At 39.2% G+C, this 26649-nt stretch carries 23 protein-coding genes; 12 read left to right on the top strand and 11 right to left on the bottom strand.

All coding sequences use genetic code 11. The annotated features are described in order from the left end of the window. Positions 1-362 (top strand): IS200/IS605 family transposase (gene tnpA, locus AACV01_RS07745; protein ID WP_161682666.1); only part of this gene is annotated, 362 nt, incomplete at its 5' end. Positions 363-429: 67 nt separating this feature from the next. Here the strand turns inward: tnpA and tusA are convergent. Then, positions 430-684 (bottom strand): sulfurtransferase TusA, encoded by a 255-nt coding sequence (tusA, locus tag AACV01_RS07740; protein WP_004245397.1) that lies wholly within the window; start codon positions 682-684, stop codon positions 430-432. A gap of 210 nt (positions 685-894) precedes the next feature. Here tusA and AACV01_RS07735 point away from each other — a divergent pair, with 210 nt between their 5' ends. Together AACV01_RS07735 and AACV01_RS07730 are read left to right on the top strand one after the other, a co-directional pair. Then, positions 895-1569: a 7-cyano-7-deazaguanine/7-aminomethyl-7-deazaguanine transporter gene (locus AACV01_RS07735; protein WP_004245400.1), complete on the top strand. Its 675-nt coding sequence runs from the start codon at positions 895-897 to the stop codon at positions 1567-1569. Positions 1570-1888: 319 nt separating this feature from the next. Further along, positions 1889-2992: a glycerol dehydrogenase gene (locus tag AACV01_RS07730; RefSeq protein WP_004245401.1), complete on the top strand. Its 1104-nt coding sequence runs from the start codon at positions 1889-1891 to the stop codon at positions 2990-2992. Between the two features lie 156 nt (positions 2993-3148). Here AACV01_RS07730 and glpC read toward each other — a convergent pair whose 3' ends face one another. The 3 genes from glpC to glpA are packed head-to-tail and all read right to left on the bottom strand — an operon-like array spanning position 3149 to position 7294. Further along, positions 3149-4342, bottom strand: coding sequence for an anaerobic glycerol-3-phosphate dehydrogenase subunit GlpC (glpC, locus tag AACV01_RS07725; protein ID WP_036894138.1), 1194 nt, complete (start codon positions 4340-4342; stop codon positions 3149-3151). Next, the gene (glpB, locus tag AACV01_RS07720) at positions 4339-5646 is read right to left on the bottom strand and encodes a glycerol-3-phosphate dehydrogenase subunit GlpB (RefSeq protein WP_017827251.1); all 1308 of its coding nucleotides are present in this window, start codon (positions 5644-5646) and stop codon (positions 4339-4341) included. Before glpB ends, glpC begins: the two co-directional genes overlap by 4 nt. Beyond that, positions 5636-7294 carry an anaerobic glycerol-3-phosphate dehydrogenase subunit A gene (gene glpA / locus AACV01_RS07715; RefSeq protein WP_004245405.1) on the bottom strand — a complete coding sequence of 553 codons (1659 nt, stop codon included), beginning with the start codon at positions 7292-7294 and terminating at the stop codon, positions 5636-5638. Before glpA ends, glpB begins: the two co-directional genes overlap by 11 nt. Before the next feature lie 380 nt (positions 7295-7674). Here glpA and glpT point away from each other — a divergent pair, with 380 nt between their 5' ends. Further along, the gene (gene glpT, locus AACV01_RS07710; protein ID WP_004252777.1) at positions 7675-9027 is read left to right on the top strand and encodes a glycerol-3-phosphate transporter; all 1353 of its coding nucleotides are present in this window, start codon (positions 7675-7677) and stop codon (positions 9025-9027) included. A gap of 133 nt (positions 9028-9160) precedes the next feature. Beyond that, the gene (gene glpQ / locus AACV01_RS07705) at positions 9161-10240 is read left to right on the top strand and encodes a glycerophosphodiester phosphodiesterase (protein ID WP_020945119.1); all 1080 of its coding nucleotides are present in this window, start codon (positions 9161-9163) and stop codon (positions 10238-10240) included. Positions 10241-10501: 261 nt separating this feature from the next. Here the strand turns inward: glpQ and epmA are convergent, their stop codons facing one another. Further along, the gene (epmA, locus tag AACV01_RS07700; protein ID WP_004245408.1) at positions 10502-11479 is read right to left on the bottom strand and encodes an elongation factor P--(R)-beta-lysine ligase; all 978 of its coding nucleotides are present in this window, start codon (positions 11477-11479) and stop codon (positions 10502-10504) included. Between the two features lie 960 nt (positions 11480-12439). On the opposite strand from epmA, the gene frdA reads away from it, so the two are divergent. The 4 genes from frdA to frdD are packed head-to-tail and all read left to right on the top strand — an operon-like array spanning position 12440 to position 15750. Continuing rightward, positions 12440-14236, top strand: coding sequence for a fumarate reductase (quinol) flavoprotein subunit (gene frdA, locus AACV01_RS07695; RefSeq protein WP_004248869.1), 1797 nt, complete (start codon positions 12440-12442; stop codon positions 14234-14236). Beyond that, positions 14229-14966, top strand: a complete 738-nt coding sequence (locus AACV01_RS07690) for a succinate dehydrogenase/fumarate reductase iron-sulfur subunit (protein WP_161682664.1) — start codon at positions 14229-14231, stop codon at positions 14964-14966. The genes frdA and AACV01_RS07690 overlap by 8 nt, the downstream gene beginning before the upstream one ends. Before the next feature lie 14 nt (positions 14967-14980). After that, on the top strand, positions 14981-15376 hold the full coding sequence (gene frdC / locus AACV01_RS07685) for a fumarate reductase subunit FrdC (protein ID WP_004245411.1): 396 nt from the start codon (positions 14981-14983) through the stop codon (positions 15374-15376). A gap of 14 nt (positions 15377-15390) precedes the next feature. Further along, the gene (frdD, locus tag AACV01_RS07680; RefSeq protein ID WP_004245412.1) at positions 15391-15750 is read left to right on the top strand and encodes a fumarate reductase subunit FrdD; all 360 of its coding nucleotides are present in this window, start codon (positions 15391-15393) and stop codon (positions 15748-15750) included. A gap of 72 nt (positions 15751-15822) precedes the next feature. Here the strand turns inward: frdD and sugE are convergent, their stop codons facing one another. The 4 genes from sugE to hydN form a co-directional block, all read right to left on the bottom strand. Then, the gene (sugE, locus tag AACV01_RS07675; RefSeq protein WP_004245413.1) at positions 15823-16137 is read right to left on the bottom strand and encodes a quaternary ammonium compound efflux SMR transporter SugE; all 315 of its coding nucleotides are present in this window, start codon (positions 16135-16137) and stop codon (positions 15823-15825) included. A 132-nt stretch (positions 16138-16269) separates the two neighbouring features. Next, on the bottom strand, positions 16270-16560 hold the full coding sequence (gene hybG / locus AACV01_RS07670) for a hydrogenase maturation factor HybG (RefSeq protein WP_004245414.1): 291 nt from the start codon (positions 16558-16560) through the stop codon (positions 16270-16272). 8 nt (positions 16561-16568) lie between these two features. Beyond that, positions 16569-16910: a hydrogenase maturation nickel metallochaperone HypA gene (hypA, locus tag AACV01_RS07665; protein ID WP_004245415.1), complete on the bottom strand. Its 342-nt coding sequence runs from the start codon at positions 16908-16910 to the stop codon at positions 16569-16571. A 73-nt stretch (positions 16911-16983) separates the two neighbouring features. After that, positions 16984-17541: an electron transport protein HydN gene (gene hydN / locus AACV01_RS07660; protein WP_004248867.1), complete on the bottom strand. Its 558-nt coding sequence runs from the start codon at positions 17539-17541 to the stop codon at positions 16984-16986. A 400-nt stretch (positions 17542-17941) separates the two neighbouring features. Here hydN and AACV01_RS07655 point away from each other — a divergent pair, with 400 nt between their 5' ends. Both AACV01_RS07655 and AACV01_RS07650 read left to right on the top strand, forming a co-directional pair. Continuing rightward, a complete protein-coding gene (locus AACV01_RS07655; RefSeq protein ID WP_004245418.1) occupies positions 17942-19555 on the top strand; it encodes a sigma 54-interacting transcriptional regulator in 1614 nt (537 codons plus the stop codon). 191 nt (positions 19556-19746) lie between these two features. Then, a complete protein-coding gene (locus tag AACV01_RS07650) occupies positions 19747-20634 on the top strand; it encodes a 2OG-Fe dioxygenase family protein (RefSeq protein ID WP_046335126.1) in 888 nt (295 codons plus the stop codon). An 88-nt stretch (positions 20635-20722) separates the two neighbouring features. Here the strand turns inward: AACV01_RS07650 and fdhF are convergent, their stop codons facing one another. Beyond that, positions 20723-22867, bottom strand: coding sequence for a formate dehydrogenase subunit alpha (gene fdhF, locus AACV01_RS07645; protein ID WP_080544259.1), 2145 nt, complete (start codon positions 22865-22867; stop codon positions 20723-20725). A 540-nt stretch (positions 22868-23407) separates the two neighbouring features. Between fdhF and eptB the strand changes: the two genes are divergently transcribed. Further along, positions 23408-25099 (top strand): kdo(2)-lipid A phosphoethanolamine 7''-transferase, encoded by a 1692-nt coding sequence (gene eptB, locus AACV01_RS07640; RefSeq protein ID WP_046335124.1) that lies wholly within the window; start codon positions 23408-23410, stop codon positions 25097-25099. A 76-nt stretch (positions 25100-25175) separates the two neighbouring features. Here eptB and AACV01_RS07635 read toward each other — a convergent pair whose 3' ends face one another. Next, on the bottom strand, positions 25176-26369 hold the full coding sequence (locus AACV01_RS07635; protein WP_020945115.1) for a lactate oxidase: 1194 nt from the start codon (positions 26367-26369) through the stop codon (positions 25176-25178). Between the last annotated feature and the right edge of the window lie 280 nt (positions 26370-26649).

Raw genomic sequence — 26649 nt, 5'->3', positions numbered from 1 at the left:
TCCATTTGGTCTTTGTCACAAAATACCGGCGAAAAATATTTGATCAGGATGCAATTGAAAAATGGCGAGGCTACTTTGCCAGTGTTTGTGCTGATTTTGATGTTGAACTGGTTGAAATGGATGGGGAACGGGATCACGTTCATTTACTGATTAATTACCCGCCAAAACTGGCGATATCTAATCTGGTTAACAGCCTTAAAGGGGTATCGAGTCGATTACTTCGACGTGATCGTCCTGATATTGCCCAACGTGATTACTACAAAGGGGTTCTTTGGTCGCCGAGTTATTTCGCGGGGAGTTGTGGTGGCGCACCAATATCCATTATCCGCCAGTACATTGAGCAACAGGAAACACCTAGTTAGTTAAAAAACCGCGCCTTATATCCCCGACCTGAAGGACGGGGTTTTACGGTGCTTTGGATAAGCTGATTTACAGCTGACCCTCTTTTTTGCGGATCAAATAACGATAAGGTGTTGCTTGCGTCTCTTGCTGTAATAGGTCATGTTCCATAAAACGACAAAAACCGGGAATATCACGCACTGTAGCCGGATCATCAGCAATCACCAACAGTGTTTCCCCCTGAGCCATATTTCTTATGGTCTTACGCACTAACATAACAGGCTCAGGACAACGTAGTCCTAAGGTATCTAATGTTTTTGTCGCATCATCAAATTGGGCATTCATTGTATTAACCATTTTTTCGCACTAACAGATAGCACTATTATATCTCGCTTTGCCTCGCACATCACGGCACATTCATCAACTTCACGTTGAGTTATCGCCGATCTTTGCTTTTGTTGCGCAACAAGAGTATGATGCGCATCCTCTCCTGATGAGAGAAAATCATACGTTTTATTGGGTTCCCTCACCCCAATCACTAAAAAGGTACAATTTATGTATAGGTTTACCTCCCGCCAAAAAGCGGCGGCGCTATTATGGCTTTCGTTATTTCATATATTGATAATTACTTCTAGTAACTATCTTGTTCAATTGCCTATTTCTATTTTTGGCTTCCATACCACATGGGGTGCATTTACTTTTCCATTTATTTTCTTAGCGACAGATTTAACTGTTCGTATCTATGGAGCCCCTCTGGCAAGACGCATTATTACTGCCGTTATGATACCGGCATTAGCTATTTCCTACCTAATATCAACACTCTTTTTCCAAGGAAGTTGGCAAGGTTTTGCCTCACTCAATGATTTTAATATCATGGTGGCAAGAATAGCGACAGCAAGCTTTATGGCGTATGTGTTAGGGCAAATTATGGATGTTTCTGTCTTTAATCGTTTAAGACAGCAACAAAAATGGTGGGTTGCACCAAGTGCAGCGATGTTTTTTGGTAATTTCTTAGATACTGTTGCCTTCTTTTTTATTGCCTTTTATCGCAGTACAGATGCGTTTATGGCGGCCAATTGGGTCGAAATAGCGCTCGTGGATTACACTTTTAAATTGACGATTTGTATGCTGTTTTTCTTACCGGCCTATGGCGTATTATTGAACTTTATTTTGCGCTATTTTTTTGCACAAGAAAATCAACAACAAAGCTATGCTCAAATCCGTCCTTAGCTGATTGACTCCCCCAATAAGGCTTTATTCTTTGTACAATAAAGCCTTAGCTTACTTTTACCAATACCTTGATCTACCGGCAATAAATACCATTATTTAGCATAATAAGTGAAGACACCGCACTACTATTGATAAATGATAAAGAGTAAGACTTTTATTGCCTAGCAATACAAAAATTAACCCGTTTCAATATAATATTTTTATTATCAATTAAACTATTAAAGTATTCTGGATCATCTCAGCTTTTTTCCATCTCGGTTAAGATGATATTCCCCGCCATAAAGATTTTTTACTCTTTTGAAGATAGTAGGAGTCTATTATGTTAAAAGTTATTCAATCCCCAGCGAAGTATATCCAAGGGCCTGATGCGTTATATCATATTGGGAAATATACAAAACCTTTGGGTGAGAGAGCATTGATTATCGCTGATAAGTTTGTCATGGATCTGGCTGGCAGCATCGTCAAAGACAGCATGACACAGTATGAAGTCAATGGACACTTTGAACAGTTTCACGGTGAATGTACACATAAAGAGATTGACCGCTTAGTTGAGATAGCCAAACAACAAGCCGCTCTTGTTATCATTGGTGTTGGGGGAGGAAAAACCCTTGATACCGCCAAAGCCGTCGCCTACAAATGCCAGTTACCTGTGGTGATCTCTCCGACTATCGCATCAACCGATGCCCCTACTAGCGCACTTTCTGTTATTTATACAGAATTAGGCGCATTTGATAGCTATCTTTTCTACCCGAAAAATCCTGATATCGTTGTTATGGATACCAATGTAATTGCCTCAGCACCACCACGTTTATTAGTGGCAGGGATGGGAGATGCCTTAGCGACCTATTTTGAAGCAAGAGCCTGTAGTCGAGCACAAAAGCAAACAATGGCTGGAGGTAAAACCACCCTTGCAGCACTGGCATTAGCAGAGCTTTGTTATCACACCCTACTTGAAGATGGCTATAAAGCCAAACTGGCCGTCAGCCGTAGTGTGTGTACTACTGCGGTTGAAAATATTATCGAAGCAAATACCTTTTTAAGCGGTATTGGTTTTGAAAGTGCCGGATTAGCCGCCGCACATGCAATACATAATGGTTTCACTGCATTAGAAGAGTGCCATGCAATGTATCACGGTGAAAAAGTCGCCTTTGGTACTTTAGTTCAACTAGTGCTAGAAAATAGCCCGTTAGAAGAGATCGAAGAAGTACTCGATTTCTGTGTTCAAGTTGGCTTACCTGTTACCTTAGAAGAATTAGGCGTACATGCTACAGGTGATGAATTAAATGAAAAAATCATGGCTGTCGCAGAATTAAGCTGTGCAGAAGGTGAAACAATTTACAATATGCCATTTGATGTTGATTCCGATAAAGTGTTTGCGGCGATTATGGCAGCAGACCAATTAGGGCGTGAGTGGTTATATTAAGAATTAATATTAATGGCGCCAACAGGGTGCTCTGTACCCTGTTGACTCACGATGTGATGTAAAGTAATAAAAAAGGGAATAAAAGGTCGACTTTTATTCCCAAATTGCTTGTTATTGTAATCAGTGACTACGTTATTGTTATCTCATTAATTTTTTCTACAATGCCCGAGCTAATAAGCTAATTGGGTGTTCACATTTTTTGGTTGTTGACATTTCTATTTGCCATTTACAGGTTTCGCAATCTGTAATGACTAAATCACAACCACTCTCTTCAATTTGACGGAATAATCCCGCCCCAATGCCTTGCGCAACATCGTAGTTTTCCGATTTAAAACCATAAGTACCGGCAATACCACAACATTGTGAATCTAATACAATCACTTCTACCCCAGGAATACGTTTGATTAAATCAATGGAGTAAGCCGCCCACCCCATTTTTTCCATATGGCAAGGGGTATGATAAACCACTTTTAATGGGGTATGTTTTAATGGTAATTCACGCCCTTCTTCCAATAACCGATAAATATAACGTGTTGCTAATTCTATATTTTCCCGTACTTTTGAGGTATCGATATCTAGAATATGTTCATATTCATCACGAATAGTGAAAGTACAAGTAGAAGATGTAGCAACAACCGGAATGTTGTTCTCCACAATTTTTTCTGTCAGAGATTCAAGGTTTACGGTGGCTTGTTTTTTCGCTTGTTTCACAAAGCCGTTGGCAATTAATGCAACACCACAACATTTTTCACGTTTTAATAGTTGAACACCAATATTCATTTTATTGAATACTTTAACTAAATCTTTCCCTAATTGAGGGTGATTGTAGTTAGCATAGCAACCGTGGAAAAACGCAACCTGATCTTTAAAGCGTGCTTGCTCTTCAACCTGTTTTTTCATCCATGTTCTAAATGTACCAAAAGAGTATTTGGGTAATTCACGACGATGGTCGATTTTAAGCGCTTTATCCAAGATTTTACGTACTGGTTTTAATCCGGTAATAGTGTTAACAATCGGCGCCATTGGCGTAGAGAGCGTTCCCATTAAATCAGTATGACTTAAAATAGCATCACGAATTTTAGGTGTTTTAGGATTGTAGTTAAGTTTAGCACGGGAAATGATATCCCCTATTTTTACATCTGAAGGACATGCCACTTCACAACGTTTACAGTTAGTACAGTATTTCAGTGCTTCATCATAAAGCATGGGATCTTTTAAGCGTAAACGCTCACCATCAGGGCCTGCTTGTTTAGGCCCAGGATAGAGTGGATTGACCTTTGCCACAGGACAATAGGTCGTACAAACTGTACATTTAATGCAACTTTCAAAACTGGTATCTTGTAAACTCATAGTATTGCCTCCACAGCCGCAGATGTGGTGTGCTGCGATTTATCACTCTGTAATATTTGTTGAGCGGCATAGAGTGCACTTATCATGGAGACACCTGCACCACAGCCTTCATTTAGAGGATCAAAACCACCTAAAAGCGCCCCCACCGCATAGACATTGTCTAACGCTTCACCATATTTTAACGGTCTTAATTGACTATCTGTATTAACACCAAATCGCATATAAGGCTGTTTGGCAAACACATTGACTTGTGTCCACTCATTACGCGGTAAGCTTTCTAACAAATCTAATTCCATTAATGGCTCGTAAATACGATCAAACTCCGCAATTAAGCCATTATTGAAAAAACTGCCTGTGGCTAATACGACATGCTCGCTACGGATAGGGATATCAGTATGATTACGGGTATGAATACCGACAACCTTATTACCGACTAAATCGGCTTCTTCTGCGCGATCACCCGGCATGATCAAACCACCCGCTTGTTGAAAACGCAGTTTTAGTGCCTGATGTAGGCGAATACCTAATAATGAAGGCGGTAATGTCGGTAATAGACAAATTGGTTTACCCACACACTCTTGTAATAAATTAACTGGCGCTTCTTCATCTAGCCCGATACATGCAGGTAGTACAATTGCCTCAACACTATTATCTATGTGTTTAATTAATTCTTCTGCTAATGCTTGCGTGTTTTCAGGCTTATCTAAATAGCGCGCAATATTAATTGCTCTAAACTCACTTGGATTATCACGTAGTCTATCCAATAAAGGTAAATGAATGTGATAAGGAATGGCCTCAATACCTTGTTCATTTAAAGTACTACTTGCAAACTGCGGTTGAAAATCCAAGAATCCCTCAATCCCCACCACCGCTATTTTTTTCCATGGGAATGGTTGATTAACGCTATAAGTCGGCACGCGCTGTGGGCTCATCCAACTCATGCGAGAACGTCCAACCGGGGTAATACGGTAATGGTTTTCATCACCGTTACCTTTATAGTCTAAATTTCTCGTTGTTGATAACAGCGTTTGCGCTTGCTCTATCAATTGAGTGACATTTGCTTCACCAATACGACTATATGGATGCTCTGGTGCTTGTTGTGCCAGTGTTGATAACGCTTGTTTCGGATGAGAAACTGGCGTGCCATCGGGAAGATGCGTTAATAAATCCAGTGATCCAGATGAAAAATGTAACGCACTTTGTCCATTACTGATAATGGCGCAAGATTTGCCCGCTTCAGCAAGGCGGATCCCCGCAGTCAGTCCTGCTAATCCGCTTCCTATAATGATAACGTCAAATTTCATCATCGGCCTCCACTGAAGCTGTTTTATCAATCATATCGGCATCTAAGCCACATAAACCTTGGTACACCCAACTGGTAAACTCACTTTCACGTAACGCATTACCCCATGCGATAGGACGAATACCTTTCCAACGTTCATTTAGAAAATGAGCCAGTTGTTGTTCGGAGCCATGAGGCGTTGTGACTTGTAAACGATTTAATAATCCTGCTGCGCGACAAGCACATAACTCACCTTGGCAAGTTCCCATTCCCACACGAGTACGACGGCGTAAATCGAGCAAATTATTCACGGTTAAAGAATTCACTGCATAACGCACTTCACCGGCCGTGACCGCTTCACATTCACACACTAAGCTTTTATCAATACGCTCATTACTCAATAGTTTATTGGCTAAATCGCCATGACGATAAACCGCTGAGCCTCGAATTGGCGCCGGTAACGACACCACACTACGCAATGCTTGCTCTGCTGATTGGCGAGAGCCAGGCAGTGGCTCTTCAGCCGTGGTACATTTTGCTGAAATATTTAATTTCTCACAGATCTTGTTTGTGGCCCATTCAGCCATTAATCGGTAAGTCATTAATTTACCACCCGTTATGGTGATAAAGCCCTCGAGTCCATCCCGTTGTGCGTGGTCAAGTAATACAATACCGCGGCTCACATTACGACCAGAAGGATCATCGTCGCTGGCCACTAAAGGACGTACACCGGCATAAGCACGTAAAATACGAGTTTGAGCCAGTTTAGGTGCCAGCATTGAACCTTCGCGGATCAGGATATCAACCTCTTCAGGGGTGACATACATATTGTCGATTTCATCATAAGGAACGCGAGTTGAGGTGGTTCCTATTAATGAGATGGTATCGCCAGGCACTAAAATATCGGCATCCGCAGGCTTACGACAGCGGTTGATCACCATATTATTAATACGGTGTCCTAAAATCAGTAATGCCCCTTTTGCTGGGAACATGCGGACTTTTAAATCACCATATTCTGCAATTTTTTGTCCCCATATTCCTCCGGCATTGGCCACTATTTGTGCGCGGATCTCATACATATTTTTAGATTGATGATCATAAACACGTACACCTTTCACACGATCGCCTTCACGGATCAAGCCCATCACTTCATGATAAGTGAGTACTTGCGCACCATGTTCACGTGCATCTAACATATTGGCCGCCGTTAAGCGGAAAGGATCAACCGTACCATCAGGTACTTTAACCGCACCAATAAGATTAGGATTCACCGAAGGCTCTAAGCGAATAGCTTCTTCAGGTGAAATGGCTTGAGCATCAATACCTGCCGCTTGGCAAGATTGAATAAAAGTTTGTTGGAATTCTAACGAATCTTCAGGGAGAGTAATAAAAAGGCCATCCGTTTTTTCAACACAATGACGAGCGACCCGTTTTAAGATCATGTTTTCTTCTATACACTCACGCGCTGATTCCGGATCGGTCACTGCATAGCGTGCGCCACTATGTAATAAACCATGGTTTCGACCGGTTGCACCGGTTGCGATATCGTGTCTTTCCAGTAGGATACAGCGTAATCCACGACGAGCACAGTCTCTTGCCATGCCTGCCCCCGTAGCTCCACCGCCGATAATAATGACATCTGTTTCTGTCACTGGTGAACCGCTCATCATAGAGATGCCCTCTCACATTACATTCAGCAAACGCTTAATTATTCTTTAACGTTAATTATAGTGTATAAGATACACAAAAAATGTGGTTAATGTTTGATAATGAGCAAAAACGAAAGAGAAACGCTCATGAGTGAAAAATTAAAACGACATATGTGATACTAATCACAAATTATTTACCAGAAAGTGTTTCATAAAGTTAACATATCACTCAAAATTACACATCTTGAAAAATTATTCGACAACTGAGTATTACTTCACAGTAAATTTGCTTCAACAAGTTTACTATTACGTTCGTTAAAGAAAATTTTTTGATTACTTTGTTGTTCGTTTTGTCATTGTTTAATATCAACATATTAAAATAAAAGCCATCGGAGGCTAATATGTTAAGTCTGTTTAGACCTGCGCCGCATAAAGCGCGTCTGCCAAAGGAACAGATAGATCCTGTCTATCGCCGTTTACGTTGGCAAATCTTTATGGGGATTTTCTTTGGTTACGCTGCTTATTATTTAGTAAGGAAAAACTTCGCTTTAGCAATGCCTTACCTCGTAGAAGAGGGATTCTCTAAAGGGGATTTGGGTTTTGCTTTATCAGGGATCTCGATTGCTTACGGTTTCTCTAAGTTTATCATGGGGTCATTCTCTGACCGTGCTAACCCGCGTTACTTCTTACCCGCAGGTCTTATTCTTGCATCCATTGTGATGTTAATTATGGGCTTTGTGCCATGGGCAACTTCGAGCATTATGATCATGTTCGTGCTGTTGTTCCTGTGTGGTTGGTTCCAAGGTATGGGTTGGCCTCCTTGTGGACGTACCATGGTTCACTGGTGGTCACAAAAAGAGCGTGGCGGTATCGTCTCTATTTGGAACTGTGCTCATAACGTCGGTGGTGGTTTACCGCCATTGCTGTTCCTGTTAGGTATGGCATGGTTTAACGACTGGAAAGCAGCATTATATATGCCAGCATTCGCGGCTATTTTAGTAGCGATGATTGCGTTTGCATTAATGCGCGATACACCACAATCTTGTGGTCTACCTCCTATCGAAGAATATAAAAACGATTATCCACCTGATTATAAAGAAACAGACGAACAAGAACTGACAGCAAAAGAAATCTTTATGAAGTATGTTTTCCCTAACAAACTTCTGTGGATGATTGCAATTGCTAACGTATTTGTTTACTTACTTCGTTACGGCGTATTGGACTGGTCTCCGACTTATCTTCGCGAAGTCAAAGATTTCGCCATGGATAAATCCTCATGGGCATACTTCTTATATGAATACGCAGGTATTCCGGGCACACTGCTGTGTGGTTGGATGTCAGATAAAGTGTTCAAAGGTAACCGTGGTGCAACTGGGGTATTCTTTATGACCTTAGTAACCATTGCCACTATCGTATTCTGGATGAACCCAGCAGGTAACCCGAATGTTGATATGGCATGTATGTTAATCATTGGTTTCTTAATCTACGGTCCTGTTATGCTAATTGGTCTGCACGCCCTTGAATTAGCACCGAAAAAAGCTGCGGGTACCGCTGCGGGCTTCACCGGTCTATTCGGTTACTTAGGGGGTTCTGTTGCGGCAAGTGCTATCGTAGGTTACACCGTTGACTACTTCGGTTGGGACGGTGGCTTTATGGTCATGATCGGCGGTAGTGCATTATCTGTTGTGTTATTACTTATCGTGATGATAAATGAAACCAAACACAAACGTGAAATGTCACAGAAGTATGAATAATCATTAACTGATTATTTATGAAATTGATTAAATCTCATCTCTAAAAATCAAGCCACATCAACTTTCTGATGTGGCTTTTTTATTGCCAACTGTACATAGCTTTATTGTACGAAAATGAAAATGGAGCAACTTTATGAGTACACCTTTCAAACTGAAACCGTTAGTGGCGGGCGTTCTTTTAACTCTATCTTTAAGTACAATCGCACAAGCAGCAAGCGATAAAGTAGTGATTGCCCATCGTGGTGCCAGCGGTTATTTACCTGAACACACCTTACCTGCCAAAGCACTCGCCTATGCACAAGGTGCCGATTATCTAGAACAAGATCTGGTGATGACAAAAGATAACCAACTGGTTGTCTTGCATGATCACTATCTCGATCGTGTCACCGATGTTGCTGAACGCTATCCAGACAGAGCAAGAAAAGATGGCCGTTACTATGCTATCGATTTTACTCTTGATGAGATCAAAGGACTGAAATTTACCGAAGGTTTCGATATTGTTGACGGTAAAAAAGTCCAAAGTTATCCAAATCGTTTCCCTATGGGAAAATCTGATTTTCGTATCCACACTTTCCAAGAAGAGATTGAGTTTATCCAAGGCTTAAACAAATCAACAGGACAAGATATTGGTATTTATCCTGAGATCAAAGCACCTTGGTTTCATGAACAAGAAGGGAAAGACATTACTAAAAAAGTTCTCGAAGTCTTAAAACAGTATGGCTATACCCAAAAGAGCGATAATGTTTATCTACAATCCTTTGATCCTAACGATCTAAAACGCATTAAAACAGAATTGATGCCACAAATGGGGATGGATTTAAAACTGGTTCAGTTAATCGCTTATACCGATTGGAATGAGACATATGAAAAACAACCAGATGGTACATGGACAAACTACAGTTATGACTGGATGTTTAAACCTGGCGCCATGAAAGAAATTGCGACTTATGCTGATGGCATTGGTCCTGATTATCATATGTTAGTAGAAGAAGAATCAACACCAGATAAAATCACCTTAACCGGTATGGCCGCCGATGCTCATGCCAACAAGTTAACCATTCATCCATTTACGGTACGAGTGGATAAACTACCTAAATATGCCAAAGATGGCGATCAGCTTTATGACATTATTTATAACCAAGCGGGTGCCGAAGGGGTATTTACTGATTTCCCTGATTTAGGGGTTAAGTTCTTACAAAAACAAGCTAAATAACCTTTATTTCTGTTATCCTGCTCTTATCAATAAAGGGCAGGATAATTTCCCTTGAGTTGCTCGGCTACTCTCACCGTGTCTCATAGTGAAAATCGCTCCGATTATCCATACGCTTTACTCGTTTGTTATCACAGTATATTGTGTTTTAGGCTAATTTTATGCTCGTTTAAATGCTCGTTTACCAATTTGTCTTATTTTTCCATATTATTCATATTAAAAAAGAGAGCCTAAACTCTCTTTTTAATCTGATTAGCAAATAAATTATGCTCTATAAACAGGGAAGGCAATCACATCACTAATGCGCTCAACACCGAGTGCGAGCATAATCAGGCGATCAACGCCTAAAGCAACCCCAGAACATTCAGGTAATCCGGCTTCAAGCGCAGCTAAAAAACGCTCATCAATAGGCTGTTCAGGTAATCCCATGGCAACACGTTGACGATTATCACGTTCAAAACGAAGACGTTGCTCTTTAGCATCCGTTAATTCACGAAAACCATTTGCTAACTCGACACCTTTAAAATAGACCTCAAATCGCTCTGCAACACGATGATCTTCTGAGCTAATTTCAGCAAGGGAAGCTTGTGAAGCAGGAAAATGATAGATAAAGGTTGGTTTTTCAAGACCAATATGAGGCTCTACACCTGACACAAAAAGTAATTGCAGTAGCGTATCTCTATTTTCTTCTGTGTCAGCAATATTTGATAAATCAAGCTTTGCCGCAACCTCACGTAGCTTTTCTTTATCTGCAGATAAAGGGTCGATATCGAGATAGCGCAAAAAGGCTTGTTGATATGAGAGCGATTCAGACGCTTCACAATCAAGCACTTCTTGTAATAAATCATCGACTTCATTCATCAACCGGTACATATCAAAACAAGGTCGATACCATTCAAGCATCGTAAATTCCGGATTATGATATCTACCGGCTTCCTCGTTACGGAAGCAACGCCCCATTTGATAAATTGGCCCACTGTTCGCCGCTAATAGACGCTTCATATGGTATTCAGGACTGGTCATTAAATATAACTTTAGCCCTTGAGAAGCGCCTGGCCCCACAAATTGGGTTTCAAATGGGCATAGATGAATATCGGTAACGGTAGCCTGACTCATCATCGGTGTTTCAACTTCTAAAACACCACGATCAGCGAAAAAACGCCTAATATTACTGACAATTTTCGCCTTTTTCAGTAAGTTGGCGATTGAGGCGCTTGGCTGCCAATCCGCGATTTCACTCATGAACGAAAAACTCCAACAGAAAACAAAGCGTGCAGTTTACTCGCATCCTCTTCAACAGACAAATTTCTTCCAGAAAAGATGTACCATATTTTCATTCCCACCAATTATATTGATTAAATATCGACAAACATATAAATACAATCAATACAACTCTACAAATCATCTACTTTTTTTGCGTTTTTTCGTCACTAGCAATAGCACGTCTATCCCAAGCCAATAACGATACCAACTTTTTATGTCACTAATAGCGTAACGATGTATCAAAAATAAAAATTAGAATAATTCTCTTTCTCAATTAAGCTCAACAATAAACTCATATTTTTCTTATATAAAATAAGTCTATTTTTTATCAATTTTAAGCACTATTTAATATTTAGCAGCGTTAAGTTTGATGGCTATTATAATCCTTAAGAGATTTTATTAATATTTTATTAACAATTAATAAGACAAATCGATTTGTTTTAGATAAATAGTAAAAGTTTATTTTAACTATTTGTTTATATTTTTATTAAATTATATTAAAACAGCTTAAAGATAATTTATTTTAACTTAAAAATCAGTTAATAACAAAAAACCATTGTTCTTTGTAATTCAAATTATCTATACTTTAAAAATGAATTATTCATTGCTAACTTTATTTTTATTTTAGAATTAAATATTTTATTTTATGCTCAAGTTTATCTGGTTAATTATTAGTAAAACCGAGAATTCTTGGTGTAGATCACACTTTTTTTGTGAAATACGGGAAAACCATCATTCATATCAAATTTCCGTACCTTACATTTCGTTATACTAAAATTACAGTCAATGATAATAACGATGTTATCAAGCGTAGTCACAAGGCAGTGAAACATTTTCGTTACGGATAGCTTAAAAAAATAGCATTACTAAATTAATAATGTCAGTGAATTGAATTCTAGACAATTATTCCAATTTTCACTTGAACAATGGAGAAGCGCAGTGCAAACCTTTAATGCCGATATAGCGATAATCGGAGCCGGGGGCGCAGGCTTACGAGCAGCAATTGCTGCAGCGGAAGCAAATCCTCAACTGAAAATTGCTCTGATCTCAAAAGTTTACCCTATGCGTAGCCACACTGTGGCAGCAGAAGGCGGATCAGCAGCAGTGACTCAGGCTCACGACTCCTACGACTTTCACTTCAATGATACCGTTTCTGGCGGTGACTGGTTGTGTGAGCAGGATGTCGTTGATTACTTCGTTGAGCATTGTCCAACAGAGATGACTCAACTAGAACTCTGGGGCTGTCCTTGGAGCCGTAAAGAAGACGGGTCAGTCAACGTCCGACGTTTTGGTGGGATGAAAATCGAACGGACTTGGTTCGCCGCCGATAAAACCGGCTTCCACATGTTACACACCCTGTTCCAAACCTCTTTAAAATACCCACAAATTCAACGTTTCGATGAACATTTCGTTCTCGATATCCTTGTTGATGAAGGCCACGCTCGTGGTGTTGTTGCTATTAATATGATGGAAGGGACGAAAGTTCAAATTCGTGCTAATGCTGTCATTATGGCAACAGGTGGCGCAGGTCGCGTTTATCGCTTTAATACTAATGGCGGTATCGTTACAGGTGATGGTATGGGGATAGCCTTACGTCATGGCGTGCCACTGCGTGATATGGAATTTGTGCAATATCACCCAACTGGTTTACCGGGCTCAGGTATTCTGATGACCGAAGGTTGCCGTGGTGAAGGGGGTATTCTGGTCAATAAAGATGGTTACCGTTATCTACAAGATTATGGCCTAGGACCAGAAACACCATTAGGTAAACCCGAAAATAAATATATGGAATTAGGTCCTCGCGATAAAGTTTCTCAAGCATTCTGGCATGAGTGGCGCGCGGGTCGTACCATTAAAACTCACCGTGGTGATGTTGTGCATCTTGACTTACGTCATCTGGGTGCGAAAAAACTTCATGAACGTTTACCATTCATTTGTGAACTGGCAAAAGCGTATGTGGGTGTTGATCCTGTTAATGAACCTATTCCAGTTCGTCCAACTGCACACTACACCATGGGTGGTATCGAGACTAATCAGCGCACAGAAACACGTATTAAAGGTCTGTTTGCGGTGGGTGAGTGTTCATCTGTCGGCTTACATGGCGCTAACCGTTTAGGTTCTAACTCACTGGCTGAACTTGTAGTATTTGGTCGTCTTGCTGGGGAAGAAGCTGTTCGTCGTGCCCAAGAAGCAACCCCTGCTAACGCATCAGCATTAGATGCACAAACTCGTGACATCGAAGACAATCTGAAAAAACTGATGAACCAAAAAGGTTCTGAAAATTGGGCTCAGATCCGCGATGAAATGGGTGAAGCCATGGAAGAAGGTTGCGGTATCTATCGTACACCTGAATTAATGCAAAAAACCATTGATAAACTGACTGAACTAAAAGAACGTTTTAAACACGTAGAAATTAAAGATACCAGTAGCGTCTTTAATACTGATTTACTGTATAAAATTGAGCTTGGCTTTGGTTTAGATGTCGCTGAATGTATGGCGCATTCTGCAATCAATCGTAAAGAGTCTCGTGGTGCACACCAACGTCTTGACGAAGGTTGTACTGAGCGTGATGACGTGAACTTCCTTAAACACACCCTGGCATTCTATAACCCAGAAGGTGCACCGCGTTTAGAATATAGCGATGTGAAGATCACCAAATCTGCTCCTGCTAAACGTGTCTATGGTGGTGAAGCGACTGCACAAGACAAGCAGAATAAGGAGAAAGCGAATGGCTGATGACATGAAGCACGTTAAGATGGAAGTCATGCGCTATAACCCCGAAACGGATGATGCGCCTCATTTCGTCACTTATGATGTACCTTACGATGAGCAAACCTCATTATTGGATGCATTGGGTTATATTAAAGATAACTTAGCGCCAGATCTGTCTTACCGTTGGTCTTGCCGTATGGCAATTTGTGGCTCTTGCGGCATGATGGTTAACCGAGTCCCAAAACTGGCTTGTAAAACCTTTATGCGTGATTACCCAAATGGCGTGAGAATCGAAGCGTTAGGTAACTTCCCTGTCGAGCGCGACCTTGTCGTCAATATGACTCACTTTATTGAAAGCTTAGAAGCGATTAAACCTTACATCCTAGGAAATGATCGCAAGCCTTCAGAAGGTCCAAATAAACAGACTCCTGCTCAAATGGCGAAATACCACCAATTCTCTGGTTGTATCAACTGTGGTTTATGCTATGCAGCATGTCCTCAGTTTGGTTTAAATCCTGAGTTTATTGGTCCTGCAGCGATTACGTTAGCACAACGTTACAATACCGATAGCCGTGACCACGGGGCTAAAGAGCGTATGCCTCAATTAAATGGTGAAAATGGCGTCTGGTCTTGTACTTTCGTGGGCTACTGCTCTGAAGTCTGTCCAAAACATGTGGATCCTGCTGCGGCTATTCAGCAGGGTAAAGCAGCCAGTGCGCAAGACTTTGTCATTGCCATGCTGAAACCACGTTAAGGAGGAAACAAGACATGACAACAAAACGTAAGCCTTATGTTCGTGGTATGCAGCCAAACTGGTGGACGAAACTCGGTTTCTATCGTTTCTACATCACCCGTGAAGGAACTTGTCTACCACAACTTTGGTTCAGTCTGGTTGTACTGTTCGGTGTATTTGCACTGAAAAATGGACCAGAAAGTTGGGCGGGATTCGTTGGATTCCTAAGTAACCCAATAGTGATGCTGATTAATATTGTGACCCTTATCGCAACGGTATTCCATACGGCCACTTGGTTTAAGCTTGCACCGAAAGCCGTTAATATCGTCGTTAAAGATGAAAAATTACCACAAGAGCCTATCGTTCGTGGTTTATGGGGTCTAACCATCGTCGTGACTGTCGTTATTCTGGCAGTGGCGCTAATTGTTTAACCCAGGAGGAAATAATGAATCAGAATCAACTTCCTAAGCGCTCTGATGAACCTATTTTCTGGGGATTATTTGGTGCAGGTGGTATGTGGAGTGCGATTGTCTCTCCAGCAATTATTATCCTGCTCGGTATTCTAATCCCGATGGGTATTGCGCCAGAAGCATTTACTTACGATCGTATCATGGCATTTAGCCAAGGTTTTATTGGTCGTATTTTCTTACTGCTAATGATTATTCTGCCAGTTTGGTGTGCATTACACCGTATTCACCATACATTGCACGATTTTAAAGTGCATGTACCTGCTAGTAATTGGGTATTTTATGGTGCTGCAGCAATTATTAGTGTTATCGCAATTATTGGTGTTTTTACACTATAATCGCTTGATAAATAAAATTAAAGCCACTCATTGAGTGGCTTTTTTTATCGCTAAACTGCGTGAATATAAAAATTAGCTCGCCAATTTCAAACCAATAATACCGAAAACAATCATCGCTAAACTCAATAAACGATAAATATTGGCGGATTCACCAAAAACGATAATACCAAAGATAGCCGTACCAACGGCACCAATACCGGTCCAAATGGCGTAAGCCGTACCCGCAGGTAAGCCTTTCATCGCATACGATAACATCCCCATACTCACGATCATCGCACTGATCGTAATAATACTTGGTGTTAAACGGGTAAAACCATGAGTGTATTTAAGACCAACCGCCCACACAATTTCTAATAGGCCAGCGACAAAGAGAATTATCCAAGACATAAACTACCCCTATTGATAATTGGGGTCGTCCCCTGAATATACAGATTAAAAAGCTGGGTCGTCCCAGCCTTTGAAAAGTGAAAATAGAGTATAAGAAAAAGTCAGCAACCATGCAAATAGTATTAAATTTGCTCAAGCACGTTTAGCTGTACTTTCCTCACCATAGAGAAAAGCACTCACATCGTCTTCGACTTCCCCCATCGCCATCAATGCGTTAAGGGTTTCTTGTGCTTCTTGTTCGTTAACGATACTCATGGCAAAACCCACATGCACTAATACCCACTTGCCAATCATCGTATCAGGCTCGCCTTCACAAACTAATGCGATATTCACTTCACGCTTAACACCACAAACATCGACCAATGCATTTTCAGTGATGGTTTTTCCCACTTCAACAACTTGACCTGGAATACCAAGGCACATAACAACCCCTATTCGATCTCTATTTGTTTTATGCGCATTGCATCGTCATTCTCAACCCGCAAATTTTGACTACCACAAGCAGGACAACCTGCATTAAAAGTCGAAACAGTCACCACTTGATGGCAATCCCAACACCATGCTTTAGCTGGGATAACCTCAATATGTAGCTGGCAACCTTGTGCGATAGTATCTCGACAAACAATATCAAAGCAAAACTCAAGTGCAGAGACTTCAACACAAGATAGTGCGCTGATCTCCATCCAAACGCTTTTTACTTTTTGCGCATTATTTAATTTAGCTTGTGAGTCAATTATCTCAAATGCGCTCTGGCAAAGCGTGATTTCATGCATGTCTATACCTTACTTGAAGCAGGATAAATAATAGCAACTATAGTATCAGGACATAGTTGCTTTATTCTTGATCTTAGAACAATAAATCAGCGCCTGTTTCAAAAGCCGCTTTACGACGACGCTCTTTAACCATATCTTCAAGTGCATCTCTATCAATACAGACTAATGCCTGCGTTGGGCAGACCTCAACACAAGCAGGGCCTTCAGCACGGTGATGACATAAATCACATTTATTGGCTTCAGCTTTAAATGCTTCAATCGTATTGAGAGCGGTTAATTTACGCATAACTGGACGAGAAACCACTTCCATAGTGCCATAAGGACAAGCCAAGACACAGGTTTTACAACCAATGCATTTATCCTGATCGACATAGTAATAATCTTTATTATGAATAATGGCACCATTAGGACAGACATTGGCACAAGGAGCATCTTCACATTGATGGCAGACAACTGCGGTACTAATTGAAAAGCCTTTCACCACATGAATGCGTGGTTGGAAATTTTGCTCACTAATTTGGTCGATTGCTAAATTATCTTGGGAAGCTTGCTGATGTGAAACAACACATGCTACTTCACAGGTATGGCAACCAATACACTTTTTAGGGTCTGCAATGATGAAACGGTTCATCATATTCTCCTGCTGTTTGTTATATATAGCCGTTATATTGGCGATAAACGCAATTAATTATCTAATTTAGAATAACAATTAGGTATCTATATATTAGATATAGCATGGTTCATGCCAATCTATTTTTAAATTAACTAATCCTTATTTTTCAATTAACTAATTTGCAAATAAAAATGATTATTAATTAGGAAAATTATATTTCGTCAATTTATTCGACATTTTTGACGATCTAATTAAACGATATATAAATAAGTATATATCGATTTGTTAAATTTATATTTTTTACTTTCCCGTTAAATAAGAAAATAGCGGTTTGGATCAAAAATGACTCAGTCATTGATATAAATTTATAATAAAGCGATTACAATATAGTTAATTTTTTAGGGCAATCGGTGGTGTCATGAAATTAAGCAGTAACAATGCTGAAACTATGGAGAGCCTTCGCAGTGAGCGGAATCAATATCGTATACTTGTCGATATTACAAATTCTGTATTAGCGCATCTAGACATGGATGGCCTCATTTCTGAAGTATCTAAAGAAATACATCGTTTTTTCGGACTTAATCATATTAGTCTGATGTTATGTCGTACTTCATCACAAAATAGTCATGAAGGTATTCTTTATTCTAGTCGTTATCAGACAGGAAAATCTGTCATTCGTCAACAACGTAAGTTCAGTAGCGCCAATAACAAAGCCGAAGAAATTATTCATCAAAACAAACCCGTTTTAATCGATATCAATAAAGAAGATCAAGACGATGTTTTGATTAAACGTCTCGTAAAACAAAATATGCAGACGGCTTTGTTATTGCCACTGGCTTTTAACCGTAAACCGCTAGGTTTATTAATCCTAGCGCATGAAATAAGTAGTGTTTTTACTGAAGAAACTTGTCAATTATTGCAACAAATTGCCGCGCGCATCGGGATTGCAATTGAAAATGCCGCCGCTTATGAAGAGATAACTCACCTTAAAGATAGCCTTAAGAACGAAAATATTTGGCTTAATGAACAAATAAATAGAAATGGTAGTTTTAGCGAGATTATTTATCAAAGCGATGCCATGCATAATGTACTAGAACAAATTGAGTTAGTCGCTCAAAGTGACAGTACTGTACTTATCTTAGGCGAAACAGGTACTGGTAAAGAGTTAATTGCACGAGCGATCCATCGTTTAAGTCATCGTAAAAATAAAACGATGATAAAAATGAATTGTGCAGCAGTACCTTCCGGTCTGTTAGAAAGTGATCTTTTTGGACATGATAAAGGCGCTTTTACGGGTGCAACACATGCCCATGTGGGTCGATTTGAAATGGCAGATAAAAGTACGCTTTTTCTCGATGAAATTGGCGATATGCCCATTGAATTACAGCCAAAACTATTACGGGTTCTCCAAGAGCGCGAAATTGAAAGATTAGGTGGTAATAAAGTTATTCCTGTGGATGTACGCTTAATTGCAGCGACCAATAAAGATTTATGTGAACTGACGGATGAAGGGGAATTTCGAGAAGATCTCTATTATCGTCTGAATGTTTTTCCTATTATTATCCCGCCATTACGGGAGCGACCTGAAGATATCCCCTTATTGGCAAAATATTTTACGCAAAAAATTGCCCGCCGCATGGATAGAAAAATAGACTGTATTCCAACACATGCTTTGGAGCAATTAACCCATTATCCTTGGCCGGGAAATGTACGAGAGCTTGAAAATATTATTGAGCGCGCGGTTATTTTAACTCGAGGCTCTACGCTAAATTTGCAACTAAAAGAGTTAAATATCAATAAACCATCTCGTTTAAAACAAGTGCTTTCGCAACCATCAGCCATAGAAAAAAAGATGCAAACTAGCGCACCTGAAAGTGATGATGAAGAGCGTGAGCGGATAATACAAGCCCTTAGAGAAACTAACGGTGTAGTGGCTGGTGCCAGAGGTGCGGCATTAAAATTAGGATTAAAAAGAACCACCTTATTATCACGTATGCAACGCTTAGGTATTTCCATCCCTGAAATTCTTTAGTTTTACGACCACTACAGCCGATATTGTAAAACGAGTGTAATTAATTTGTTACACTCGTTTTTTTCTGTCCATTGGCAACTTTTTTATCCCTATCTATAATTTTAGTGGTTATATTTTTTTAATTATTATCACTAGTTAATTAACGCTAACTTATTATTAATAATATAAATAATCCATGGAGCATATTATCTATGAATGACCTGCTTACAAATAAAATTAATAAAATAAAAGAAGAATATAAAAATAATAAATATGTTTTTATTCCACAAAAAATAGTTATTGATTTAATAAAACAATTAGGTGCAACAGAGAAAGATATAGATACACTCATAGAATATGGTGATTATCTCGCGCAAGATCCCACATTGTCGTTTCGTCACTCTCGCACCGGACGCTACCTTTTCGATAATGAGGCTAAAACCATTTCACGACTAGAGTATCAACCTTTTGTCCTCACTGAAGAAGATGGCTTTATTCGTGAAGATAGCGGTGCACAAAGACACTTTCGAGCAATTGACGATCGCTGGCAAAGCAATACCGCTTACCAAGCATTATTAAAATTGAAAATGCTCCTGATTGAAGGAAATCGATTTACACCACGCCGCTTAACCGATCAACAATCCCCTAAATCAATTTCAACGGTATTTCATTTAAGACTCATTGCTGAACCTAATTCGTTAAGTGAGCTTTCTATTGAAGGGGTGCATAAAGATGGTGTTGATCACACAATGATTGTCATGATGAATAAAAATAATGTAAAAAATAATTCCGGCGCATTACGTGTTCATTCTCCTCAAGAAGCAATAGGTACACCTTGGCAAGATATTAATCCTAATAATGTTCTCTATGAGCATAATAATGCCCAATATCTGGATATATTGTTAATTGCGGATAATGAGTTAAATCATAGTGGTACACCTATTTTTACGCATGACAATAACCACTCTGCTTATCAGGATTTTATTGTGTTATTATCCCGTTATCCAACCGTAGACACTCATCCATCACATCAGTTTGATTCAACCCAATTACATCCCGATTTACCACTAACGTTACATTTAAATAAGCAAGTAGCCTAAGCATAAAGCGATAAAAAAACCGAGCTTACTGATATCTAGATCAGTTATGCTCGGTTTTCGAACAGAAAATAAATATTAATCAGCAAAGTTAGCCTTCAGCGGCTTCTCTTAAACGACGTTTAATATTGTTATATTCTGTTTTTACATAGTGCTCAGCTTGAGCTTGATCTTTAATTGACTCAACACAAACCGCACAATATTTATACTCAGGTGTTTTGGTTATTGGACTTAAGTTTTCTGCAACTAGTTCGTTACAAGCCCCAATCCACCATTGGTAAGTCATATATACCGCACCTTTATTTGGTCTATCACTGACCGCAGCACGAGTTATAACCTTACCTTGTCGAGAGCGTATCCAAACCAACTCTTGATCTTTAATTCCTAACTGTTTGGCATCTTCAGTGTTTAATTGAACATAACCGGGTTCATCAGCCAATGCAGCTAATGCTTTACAGTTACCTGTCATTGAACGACAAGAGTAATGTCCAACTTCACGAACCGTTGCCAATACCATTGGGAACTCATCAGAGAGTTGATCAATAGGTGGCGCCCACTCACAAGTATAAAATTGACCTTTACCATTAGGGGTATCGAACTTACCGCCTTCATAAAGATATTGTGTACCTGGGCTATCTTCTGTTGGGCAAGGCCATTGAATATACGCCAAATCAGCCATTTTTTCGTAAGTTGCACCATAATAAATCGGACATAACTCACGCAACTCATCCCAAATTTCTTTGGTGTTGTTGTAATGCATTGGATAACCCATTGCTGTTGCCATTAAGCTGATTATTTGCCAGTCTGTTTTAACATCACCAACAGGCTCTACCGCTTTATAGAAACGCTGGAATCCACGGTCTGCTGATGTGTACACCCCTTCATGTTCACCCCATGATGTGGCAGGGAAAACAACATCAGCAATCGATGCTGTTTTGGTCATAAAGATATCTTGTACTATCAGTAAATCGAGTTTTTCAAAGGTTCTACGAATAGTGGCTAAATCTGGCTCAGTTTGTAGTGGATCTTCCCCCATCACATAGTGTGCTTTAATTAAACCATGGTCGATATTATGAGGGACTTCACTAAGCGCATAGCCTACTTCTTCAGGCATCGATTCAATGCCCCAAGCTTTGGCAAATTTTTCACGCGCTTTCGCATCAGTAACATACTGATAGCCCGGTAGCGTATTAGGTAGTGCTCCCATATCGCAAGCACCCTGTACGTTATTTTGACCACGAACAGGACCTACCCCAACATATTTCTTACCAAGATTACCGGTTAATAATGCTAAGCTAGTGAGTGAACGAACGGTTTCAACCCCTTGATAGAACTGTGTTACCCCCATTCCCCACAAGATTGTCGCCGTTTCCGCTTTGGCATACATACGCGCTGCTTCACGGATAATTTGTGCACTTAACCCCGTTGTTTTTTCTACCGACTCAGGAGTGTAACTTGCGACTAATTGGCAATACTCATCAAATTGCTCGGTATGATTTTCAATAAAGGATTTATCGTATAATTTTTCCTCTATGATCACATTGGCAATAGCATTTAGCAGTGCAATATTAGAACCATTTTTCAATGCTAAGTGTAAATCAGCCAAGCGAGCTGTTTCGATATAGCGTGGATCACATACAATAATTTTGGCACCCTTTTCTTTCGCCTTCACAATACGGCGAGCGACAATAGGATGCGAGTCTGCGGCATTATAACCGAAGACAAATAGACATTTGGTATCCTCAATCTCAACGATTGAGTTGCTCATAGCACCATTACCGACCGAACGCTGCAGACCTGCAACCGAAGGGCCGTGTCAGACACGAGCACAGCAGTCTATATTATTATTTCCGATAACCGCACGAGCAAATTTCTGCATAACGAAGTTAGCTTCATTACCAGGTCCTCGTGATGAGCCGGTTGTCATAATAGCTTTAGCGCCATATTTCTCTTTGATAGCAAGTAGTTTGCTACTCGCAAACTCAATAGCTTCATCCCAAGAAACCGCTTCTAATTTTCCACCTCTTTCACGGCGGATCATAGGTGTTTTAAGGCGTGGAGTCAGTATCTTAGTATCATGGATAAAATCCCATCCATAATACCCTTTCAGACACAGCTCACCTTGGTTTGTTAAACCATTGGCTCCTTCAGCGCCAATGATTTTACCGTTTTCCACCTTCAGGTAGATTTTGCATCCTGAGGCGCAATACGGACAGACCGTGATGACTTTTTTCATCAACATTGCTCCTGTGTTCATCAACTTTCAGGTTAATACCCGATTCTCTCCTTTATCTATGCAGAGACTGTGCCAAATAAGCCATTATTTTAAATATTTTATAATTAGATGAAAAACAAAGAAAAATAACAGACAGTTATCAGTAATAAGATGAGTAAGAGACAAAAAGGAAACAATTATCGACACTAATGACGATTTTTCTGTCGACGATGAGCAAGCAGTAATAGCAAAGATTAATCGGTCTAATTAACACGATTTTCTCTATGTATTCTTCTCATCAATAAAATTATTATTTTTCAATAAATACAATTAGTTATTTTTATTTAACAACTAAGCACATCATTATTTGATGACAATATGATAATTTGACTTGCTATATTCTTATTTAGGTAAATTTTTAAGAATTAATATTTTGAATAACAATTTATTCGCAAGAAAAAAGGTGAAAAACAATAAAAAAAAAGCCCATAATACTGAACCTGAAAACAACAATGCGGTCTTAAAGACCTCTACACCCCAAAAATTTGATAATAGCTCAACATGCAAAAATTAAAGTTTTTACGATTTTCAAAAGAAAAAGTTTCTCTTTTTTTAGCTGTCTATATTGGTTTATTTCTTAATCTTTCCGTTTACATTGGCCGTTATGGCACACAGAATTCTCACAACTCCCTCATTGAAAGTTTATATATACTGGGTGAAGTTGCAGTAAACATTGCCTTTACTTTCTTCTTATTACGACTTATTTCTTTTTGTGGCACACTATTTTTTAAAATAGTCGCTTCTTTTATTCTGCTCATTAGTGTTTGTGCTAGTTACTATATCTCTTTCTTTGATGTAGTTATTGGCTATGGCATTATTATTTCTACGCTCACCACAGATATCGATTTATCAAAAGAGCTGATTAGCCCTAATGTGATTATTTGGATTATTGGGTTATCTATTTTACCCCTAGCGCTAACTTGGTTATGTAAGAAACCAGAAAAAAATATAACTAAGCAGCAAAAGAAAAAAATCTGGATCAAAAATACGGTCAAAATGCTCGTAATTGCTCTTGCGGTATTTGCCTATCTAAAAACCTTAGATTCGAAACAAAAAGCCTATGAAATCAAGAATAACTTAGATTTGCCAAGCTACAGTGGTGGTTTAAGTTACGCCTATTTACCGACCAACTGGATTATTCCTTTATTTCAATATGCGATAACACAGTACGACGATCACTTTAATAGCCAGAATATCTTTGATCCCGCGGATAACTTTACCTATATACCGTCAAAAGCCAATGAAGATGTCTATGTGGTCTTTATTATTGGCGAGACAGCAAGGTGGGATCATATGGGGCTATTCGGTTATGAAAGACAAACCAATCCCCTATTAAGCCAAGAAAAAAATCTGATTGCTCTGAAAGGTATCTCTTGCGATACAGCAACAAAACTTTCGCTAAAATGTATGTTTGTGCGTGAAAATGGTACAGAAAATAACGATCAGCGAACGTTAAAAGAGAACAATATTTTCTCAGTATTACATCAGCTAGGAATGACATCAGAACTCTTTTCAATGCAAAGTGAGCTTTGGTTTTACAATAAGCTTGATTTAGATAACTATGCCATGAAAGAGATGATGACCGCCAAAAATAGTAATTTTGGCAAAGAATTAGATGATACTTTGCTTATTAACGAAGTCGCAGATTCCGTTGCTCACTATTCTAAAGGTAACCACTTAGTGATTTTACACACTAAAGGTTCACACTTTATGTACTCGCAACGTTACCCAAACGCATTTAAAAAATACCAACCTGAATGCTTAAACGTTGACGATGAGTGCACCAAAGAGCAGCTCGTCAATGCTTATGATAACTCTATTCTTTATACTGATTACTTTATTGATGGTGTACTTAATACCCTGCGTGATAAAAAAGCCATTGTGTTTTATACCTCAGATCACGGCGAGTCAATTTCAGAAAAAGGTGGCTTACACGGCACACCAAAAGAAATTGCACCACCAGAACAATTTAAAGTGCCTTTCTTAGTGTGGATGTCAGATAGCTATTTAGCTGAGCCTGAAAATAAACAGTTATTTGATAATCTCAAACGAAATCAAGATAATAACCGGACTTTCTATCATCATAATATTTTTGACTCGATATTAGGCTGTCTAGGTTACTCATCACCCGATGGGGGGATTAATAATCAAAATAATCTCTGTTTTGGTGACATAGCTAGCGAAGCACAGTAACTCGTTTCTAATCAATAAAAACCCCATGCTTAAGATTAAGCATGGGGTTTTTACTCGCTGAGATTAAAATAATGGCTTATTTAAAGTCAGCATCTGTATACAGGTGTGTTGCTTGAATTTCTTTGACGTTTCTTGCACCACCTAACATCATATTAATTCTTAACTCTTTATTTAATTGCTGGATAACTGAATTAACACCTTCAGCACCGCCTAAATTTAATCCATAAAGAATTGGACGCCCCACAGCAACAACATCTGCACCACTCGCTAACGCTTTAAAGACATGTGAGCCACGACGAACACCACTATCGAAAACGATAGGAACACGTTTGTTCACGACTTTAGCAATAGCTGGCAATACATCAATGGTTGCTGGTGCACTATCTAACTGACGACCACCATGATTAGACACCCAAATCGCATCAGCACCCGCTTTAATTGCAGTATCGGCATCTTCAGGTGATTCAATACCTTTCACAATGACTGGTAAACCTGACATCTTTTTCACATATTGAATATCAGCAGGAGTAAATGCTTGTTTAGCTTGAGCATAGATTTCACTAATACCTGAACCTTTACCTGTTTTTGATTTATCATCACTGATTTTGGCGAATGCTTCCAAATTGGCAAAACCTAACGGAAATTGAAAGTTGTTTTTGACATCATCTTCACGATAACCACCAACAGAGGAGTCGATAGTCATAATAATGCCTTTCGCGCCATACTGTTTTGCTTGCGATAAAATATACTGATTAAACGCGTCGTTTTTACTCATATATAGCTGAAAAAAGAACGGATAACCCGGTTGTGCTTGCGCGACTTCTTTAATAGTTTTATTACCATAAGTACTTAATGAGAAAATAGAACCCGCTTTCGCCATACCTTTTGCTGTGGCAACTTCGCCTTGTTGATGAGCAAGCCCTTGTGCTGCCATCGGTGCCTGAATAATAGGCGTATCTAATTTAATACCTAAAAATTCTGTTTTTAGATTAATATCTGAAAACTCAATACCTTGTAATGAACGGGGCATAATATATTTTTTATCAAATGCTCGAGTATTTGCTCTTAAATTATTTTCATCCTCAGCCCCGCCACGAATATAACCGAAAGCACCTTTATCCATATTTGCTTCTACCTGTGCTTCCATGGCTTTTAAATTAACTATTTTGATTGGACCTTCTGCGGTACTTGCTTTATATTCAGCTGCTTGTACAACTCCCACACTTAATGCCATAGCAATTGCGGTCGTTTTTAACAATGTATGTTTCATTATCTCCCCCTATGTAGGAATTAATGGATTATATTTATAGTTTAAGAAAAAACACTCAGATTATAAGAATAAATATAAACTCTATTTTTATAGAAACTTAAAATAATCGTTCTGATTTTTTAATATATAATAATTAAATAAATCAAATGTAACTTAATAAAAATTAGGTCATTAAGGAAAATATATATAATTATTTAAATATAATGATATTTAAATAACATAATGACGTTTTAAAAAATAATCTTGATGTCGTTAAAAGCGAGTATAAGCTGACTATGGA

The sequence above is a fragment of the Proteus sp. G2609 genome (genome assembly GCF_963896135.1).
In the GTDB taxonomy this organism is placed as follows: Bacteria; Pseudomonadota; Gammaproteobacteria; order Enterobacterales; family Enterobacteriaceae; genus Proteus; species Proteus mirabilis.
Note: the sequence above shows the minus strand (reverse complement) of the source record. Positions and strands in the feature narration are given on the sequence as shown.